Origin of the sequence: Vibrio sp. D404a (assembly GCF_030248535.1) — a bacterium.
GTDB lineage: Bacteria > Pseudomonadota > Gammaproteobacteria > Enterobacterales > Vibrionaceae > Vibrio.
Genome location: NZ_JAHGAJ010000007.1, coordinates 295,524 through 302,411, shown reverse-complemented (window position 1 = coordinate 302,411; position 6,888 = coordinate 295,524). Strand labels below are relative to the sequence as shown.

Genomic DNA, 6,888 nt, shown 5'->3' with positions numbered 1-6,888 from the left:
CGATTCGGATGGTTGATGATGTGATCTTATCATTCACTTAACTTATTACCTATAAATATCAAAAACTTATAGATAAAAACACACACTAAGTCCCATTAATGTCCACACATCGTATTGTCGTCCAAATCGCTCTTAGTTTTACATCGCCGCGAGTAAAGATTGAAAAAAAGGCTCACATTTCTGTGAGCCTTTTGCTTAGTTAGGAGGGTCCAAGCAAGTGGACATCGTCATGGCTAATGTCAATTAAGTGGTAGTTCTGCAACCACCTGATTGAACGCAATACGAGCTTTTTGTGCTTGTTCAGACAACTCAACTTTCTTCGCTTGAGCGGCACTCAGGTTACTTTCTGCAAGCTCCAGTGCTTGCTGCAGTTCTTCGGGCAATTCATGCGTTTCCATTTGAGAGCCTTGTTCAAGAACATATGCTCGAATTTCTTTCTTCACATCCGCTAACGCTTTGTAGGCAGAGCGTTCTAGCTCAGCTGCGTCTTGTGCCGCATCTTTAACTCGTTCAAATTGAGCCAGAGCCATACCTTCTGCGGACCAAGGGTCCATATCTGGCAGTTCTTCGATATTGATCGTAGGCTCGATGTAATCGTCTTGATGGCGCAAGTCGAGACTGGTTGCTCGCACTGCTGAAATCATTAGCATCATAGAAATGCCGAGCAGTGGTAGGCCACCGACGATGGCTGCAGTTTGCAGTGTACTTAAGCCACCCAAGAACATCAGAATCGTTGGTAGGAAAGAGAGCGTGAATGCCCAGAACATACGGTTCCAACGCATTGGCTCTTCAGTCACATTGTTCTGTACTACCGATGCCAAGATGTATGAAATTGAGTCGAATGTGGTCGCTGTAAAGATGACACACAGCAGCGTGAATACGGCGATCACCAATGTACTCATCGGCAGTTGATCAAGCATAGAGAAAATAGCTTTGGTTGCGCCATGTTCATTCAGTACCGCAACCACATCTAGTTCGCCAGATAACTGCAAGGATAGGCCATAGTTACCCAAAATCATGAAGAATAGGAAACAGCCTAATGAGCCAAAGAAAATAGAACCTGTAACCATCTGTTTAATCGTACGGCCACGAGAAATACGCGCAATGAACAGACCCATACTCGGCGCAAACACCAGCCACCAAGCCCAGTAGAAGATAGTCCAGTCTTGTGGGAAATGGGTATTTTCAAATGTGCCGTAACCACCAAAAGGTTCCGCCCAAGTCGCCATCACGAAGAAGTTAGAGAGTAAGCGACCAATAGAATCTAGACCGGTTTCCAACATGAAGATGGTAGGCCCTGCAACAAGCACAAATGCCAGTAGACCCATCGCACCCCAGAAGTTGATGTTACTTAGGATCTTGATGCCTTTCTCTAGGCCTGCATAAGAAGAGTACGCAAAAATCGCCGTACAGACCAGCAGCACACCCGCTTGTGTTAACGTGTTTTTAGGAAGACCGAATAGGTGGTTCAAACCTTCAGTAATCAGAGGAGCCGCTAGACCAAGCGTGGTTGCTGCGCCGCCCAAGAGGCCGAAGATAAATAGAACATCAACGATTTTACCCGGTGTGCCTTTACTGCGGTGCTCACCAAGAACAGGCATTAATGCACTTGAGATCTTTAGAACTGGCTGCTTACGTACGTAAAAGAAATACGCGATAGGCAACGCTGGGATCAAGTAGATCGACCATGCAATTGGGCCCCAGTGGAACAAACCATAGGTTGCTGCCCAACGCACCGCTTCTTCGCTGCCCGGCTCTAGTTGGAACGGCGGTGATTGATAGTAGTACGCCCACTCAATACAGCCCCAGTAAAGAATACTGGCACCGATACCACCACAAAATAGCATGGCAGCCCAAGATGCTGTTGCAAATTCTGGTGCTTCGTCAGCTTCGCCTAGCTTGATCTGACCCATGTCGCTGAACACGACATAGACCATGAACGCACAAGCTGCTAATCCAAGGGTTAGGTAAAGAAAACCGAGTTTGTCGGTCATGAAGGTTTTCGCGATCGCAATCCATTCTGCCCCTTGAGCAGGGAACATGATCAACGGTAACACTATCGTGAGTAGCAGTGCAATAGCACCGAAAAAGGTAGGCTTATCAATAAGCGCAAAGGAGTTTTTCACGAGCTTTATTCCATAATAATGAGACCAGAATTATGGAGTGAAGTCGATTTTTAGAACAAATCAGGAATGTTGTCGTAACGATAAATCTGTAAAGTGATGCGAGTTTATGCTGGTGGTGTCTTAAGGGTCTTAGACCAACGCAAGCAATATGCCGCCTATTGTTACCGCTGCGGACAAGTATTGCCCCGCAGAATATGAGCCATCGTCTTCTTCTTCGATCTTATCTGGGTGATCCATCCCGAGTGCTCCATGGGCAAAGGATTCCACTTTATCGCCAACGGTCTCATTCTCAGCTTCGACTTTCTTTGCCTCTTTGTCGATCTGTTGCAGGGCGACTAGAAGTGCTTTGCCTTCGTCAGACAACTTAACCGTATTTTGCTCGACCTTAAGTGGCGCAGGCTCTGAAGTTTCAGAAGCAGCTTTTGTAGGCTGAATCTTTGCTGGGCTATAAGTTTGAGCAGTATTGTTGGTAACAGGCGTCATAACACTCTCCGTAGTTGCACCTTAAATAGAGTATCGGCCGAGCAGTGAAAAACTTGTGTAATTAATCACCGTGGTGATGTTTTCTTGCTCTATACAGGCTTGCCTAATTAATAAGCAATAGTTGTGCCGATACTAAATTAAGTCGCTTAAAGGTTATAATTCGCTTGGTTTATTTACACTCTAACCCTTTGCCACGGTGTGAGAGTTTTTTATATGCCTTCATGCGATTTTCTTGCTTAACATAGCGTGTTGGTGGAGCAAGAACCTGCAGTTGGTAATCTTCGCCAGTGTCACTGATTGCTTCAACCGGTGTGATAACAACAACGTTGAGCTCTGGGTTACGACGTAAAATTGAAGCCGCCGTGCCTAGACCTTGCTCGGTGTGGAACTTACCGGCCACGTGCACCACCTGTGAGTCTGGTTGGCTCTCAAGATAGTTCACAATCGACTCAGCCATGGTTTCATCCCAAGTGACTTGCGCTGCAAACTGTTTTTCTGTTTGCTCTGGCGTACCGTGATGCATAGAAGCCATAAACTTCTCTTTGTATGAACTGTCGCTAGTATTCACGTCGGCTGCAACCCACTGGCGCTCTTCTGGTGTCAGCTTGTCTAAATAATCAATACCATTGCGGCCAATACACTGCACAAAAGGCTTAGGCGCGTTGGCTGCGATGATGTCGATGTTTTGTGATTTTGCCAGCTCAACCAAAGGTCGGTAATCACTCTCGTAGTTTGGCCACGCGGCGGCGTCAGACATTAAAACCTGCTCGCCAATTTCACCCGCCAAGTACTCATCAACAACATCTTGGTGCTGACGGGTAAATTGCTCCATCGAAAGGGCGACGTTTTTAGTCTCGGCTAAACGCGCTTTGAGAAAGTCTGTCTGGAATCGGTGTACCGCAGAATGTGTATGCCACTCACCAATCAACACCACATCGGCATCGACTAGTGTGCTAGGCAGTTGATTGAGTGCAATAGGCTGCCCGTCTGCAGAGGCAAACTGGTAATCGTAAAAGGTAGTAACAGGAGATAAGGCCGTGTTGTTGTCGGTCTGAGTCAGCTGAGACGGCTCGTTTGCACAAGCGGTGAGAAGGGCGGTTAAGCCAATAAGAATAATACGTTGCATTGAATGCCTCCTTGAAGAGTAAGCATACTAAATGAGGCTCAAAGAGAATTCAATGCAAACGATAATTAATATCAACTAGCTTTGTTTACGGTAGACTCTTAGAAGGAAATCGGCCTCGCACTGGTAGCTTTCGCTCTGCAGTAACTGCTGCTTAAATGACTCGCTCGCTTTCCAAGCAAAAGGGGTCATTTGAAGCAGGTCAAAGGCGTCTGAACCAGAAAGCTCCATCATGTAGTTTAGATGCTGTTGGCTCTCTAGGGTAAATCCTTCGATGACTTCAGGTGTTTCGTCGTGCAGCCTAACACCATCGTAAATCTCATCACGCAATTGATACAGGTGACGACCCGCTGGTGTCACGGTGATCACCACACCTTGATCTTTTAGAGTACGTTGCAACTCTTCTGCTTTGCATGGCGCATAGATGCGTAGAATCGCGTCTAAGCTGTTACTTGCAAAAGGAAGCCTGTGGCTCGAAGCGACAGAGAAATCAACCGCAGGGTAACGCTTAGCCGCATAACGGATAGCTACCTTGGAGATATCTAGGCCGTAGATGCTTGGTTCACGTTGTGTCAGTCGCTCAGCGATTTCATTGGTGTAATAGCCTTCACCACAACCGATATCGAGTAGGGTTGGAGTTGCTGTAGGCAACACTTGTTCGCACAGATCCACAACAGCTTGGCGCATCGGGTTGTAATGGTCGCCCTCTAGGAATCGGCGACGCGCTTGCATCATCTCTTTATTGTCACCTGGATCTTTTGAACGCTTGTGATGAGCGGGCATCAAATTGACGTAACCTTCTTTGGCAAGGTCAAACTGATGGTTGTTCTCACACTTAAAAGTTCGGTCAACTTGATTTAGAGATTGGTGACATAAAGGGCACTGGTAGTTCATGACGCTCTCTGTGCGGCTAGTAAAGTGGGGGGCGAGTTTACCAAAAATGTCACACTAGGCGAAATAAAAAGAGCCGTGGAATACGGCTCTTGATAGGGCTTAATGGAAGAAGTCGACCTGCTTCTTCAACTCCCGGGCTTGTTGTTGCAGCGCTGTGGCACTTTGCGAGGTTTGGGCGCTGGTATTGCGACTCTCTTGGTTGAGTTCGCTGATTGAGTGCGCATTGGCGGCGATCTCTTGTGTTACATGTGCTTGCTCTTCAGAAGTCGCAGCAATAGCATCAGCTTGAGAAGCGATGGAATGGATCTGATCAGCAATCGACTCTAATGCGGTACCCGCTTCCTGTGCTTTGTCTAATACAGAATTCGCACTTGTTTGGCTCTCGTTCATCATGCGCACAGCGTTGTCGGTTGAGCTCTTCAGAACCGTAATAATGTTGACCACATCTTTTACAGACGTTTGTGTGCGATGCGCCAAGGTTCTCACTTCATCAGCAACCACAGCAAAACCTCGACCTTGTTCGCCAGCACGAGCAGCCTCAATTGCAGCATTGAGAGCCAGCAGGTTAGTTTGCTCGGCAATCTCATCAATCATCTTAGTAACGGTTTGAATGCTCTCGCTGTCAGTGTTTACTTTTTCGATCGCAGCTGCCGATTGATCGAGTTGGTCGTTGAGCTGAGCCACATCAATGCAGACATTCTCTACTATTTCTAGACCAGATTGACCGTCAGAGTTTGCTGAACGTACGTTTTCAGCGATGCTTTCAACTTGCTGTGCTACAGACTGTGCTGATGACGCCATCTCTTCAATAGCTGTGACCACTTGCTCAACTTGCTCTTGTTGGCGTTCAGATTGATTGAGGTTGAGCGATGCATCACTGGCTACGCTGGTGGAGTTGCTCTCGACCTGATCACTGGCACCGCGGATTTCGCCGACTAAATTATTGAGTTGGTGAGCCATGTTAGATAACCCATTACTCAAGTTGACGATCTCGTTACGAGTCGATGTGTTAGTGCGTGGAATATCAATACTGACTTCGCCTTTTGCTAAGCGATTCATGTACTGGCTCAAAGTAGCCAGTGGGTTGAGGGTTTTGTTCAAAAACAGGGTCAAAATTAAGAATGTGATAGAGCCAACAACCAGTGACACAATTGCAATTAGTTTGAGCAGAGCTTGACTGCCTTTGGTGACCTCAGTGATGAAGGTGCCGCCTAGTAGTTTCCAGTTCCAACCCGCTACTTCGGTGTATACCAGATATTTTTCACCTATGTTTCCTTGGTACTCATATGGGTACTTGATGAGGCCACTAGCTTGTTCAAACAGCTGATAGAAGGGTTTGTTACCTTCGTAGTCTTGTACCTCAATAATTGAAGGGTCGCTTTCTGTGTGGCTTGGGTGAAGTAAGTAGTGACCCAAATGATCTGGGTTATTGTCGACTATTATGGTGTAGCCTGAGTCACCCCAAGTTACATTTTTAAGTGCTGTAAACAGGTCTTGAGTTGCACGCTCGACCGGTAGGCCGATAAAGGTGATGCCGTTGACTTTACCTTGTGCATTTTTTAACGGTGCGTAATAGGTGATGTAACGTTCACCATAAAGCTTGATTTGAGCGTAATACGGTTGACCGCTCATCAACTTTTGATACCCCGGGTGGCTTTGGTCTAATGTCGTGCCAACGACTCGATCACCCTGTGGGTTTTTCAAAGAGGTCGCTACTCGAATGAACTGGTTGCCTAGAGGTGCAAACAGAGTCGCCACTGCGCCAGTGTCACGGGTAAAGCTATCGACCAGTTTGGTATCACCAATAAGACTCTCGCTGTACTGGGTAATGTTCGGCACTTGATGTCCATGAAAATCAACGGTGTAGTTTTCAACGTATACACCCGCTAGGTAGCCATTACGAAACGTAGATTCGAGAACTTCTGCGGTATGAAGGTAAGCATTAAACTGACCTTCGATGGTTTTAGCCATAGATTCGATTTTAGATTGATGCTCTTTGAGTGTGCTATCTAAAAGTACACTTGATGCATTTTGATAAACCAGTGCAGCAATACTGGAAAAAGCGATGAGTAGACACAGCGTAGTAACCAGCTTTAACTGGAATCCCACACTTTGATTTTTATATTTATTCCACATGTCGTGCCTTTACTATTGTTTAATTATATAAATGTAACCAATGCATTCTATTTATTTATATAACGAAATAAATTGATATTTATTAATTTAATTATCAAAAAAGAATGGAAAACAGATGGTTGTTGG

Annotated in this window: 5 protein-coding genes; all 5 read right to left on the bottom strand. The window is 46.1% G+C overall.

Annotated features, from left to right (window positions below; all coding sequences use genetic code 11):
- Nucleotides 1-239: 239 nt before the first annotated feature.
- On the bottom strand, nt 240-2,126 hold the full coding sequence (locus KI655_RS05445; RefSeq protein WP_285402463.1) for a BCCT family transporter: 1,887 nt from the start codon (nt 2,124-2,126) through the stop codon (nt 240-242).
- A 129-nt stretch (nt 2,127-2,255) separates the two neighbouring features.
- A complete protein-coding gene (locus KI655_RS05440) occupies nt 2,256-2,609 on the bottom strand; it encodes a hypothetical protein (RefSeq protein ID WP_285402461.1) in 354 nt (117 codons plus the stop codon).
- A 169-nt stretch (nt 2,610-2,778) separates the two neighbouring features.
- Nucleotides 2,779-3,735 carry a ChaN family lipoprotein gene (locus KI655_RS05435; protein WP_285402459.1) on the bottom strand — a complete coding sequence of 319 codons (957 nt, stop codon included), beginning with the start codon at nt 3,733-3,735 and terminating at the stop codon, nt 2,779-2,781.
- A 75-nt stretch (nt 3,736-3,810) separates the two neighbouring features.
- Nucleotides 3,811-4,626 carry a 23S rRNA (guanine(745)-N(1))-methyltransferase gene (gene rlmA / locus KI655_RS05430; RefSeq protein ID WP_285402457.1) on the bottom strand — a complete coding sequence of 272 codons (816 nt, stop codon included), beginning with the start codon at nt 4,624-4,626 and terminating at the stop codon, nt 3,811-3,813.
- Nucleotides 4,627-4,725: 99 nt separating this feature from the next.
- The gene (locus KI655_RS05425) at nt 4,726-6,762 is read right to left on the bottom strand and encodes a methyl-accepting chemotaxis protein (protein WP_285402455.1); all 2,037 of its coding nucleotides are present in this window, start codon (nt 6,760-6,762) and stop codon (nt 4,726-4,728) included.
- Nucleotides 6,763-6,888 lie beyond the last annotated feature (126 nt).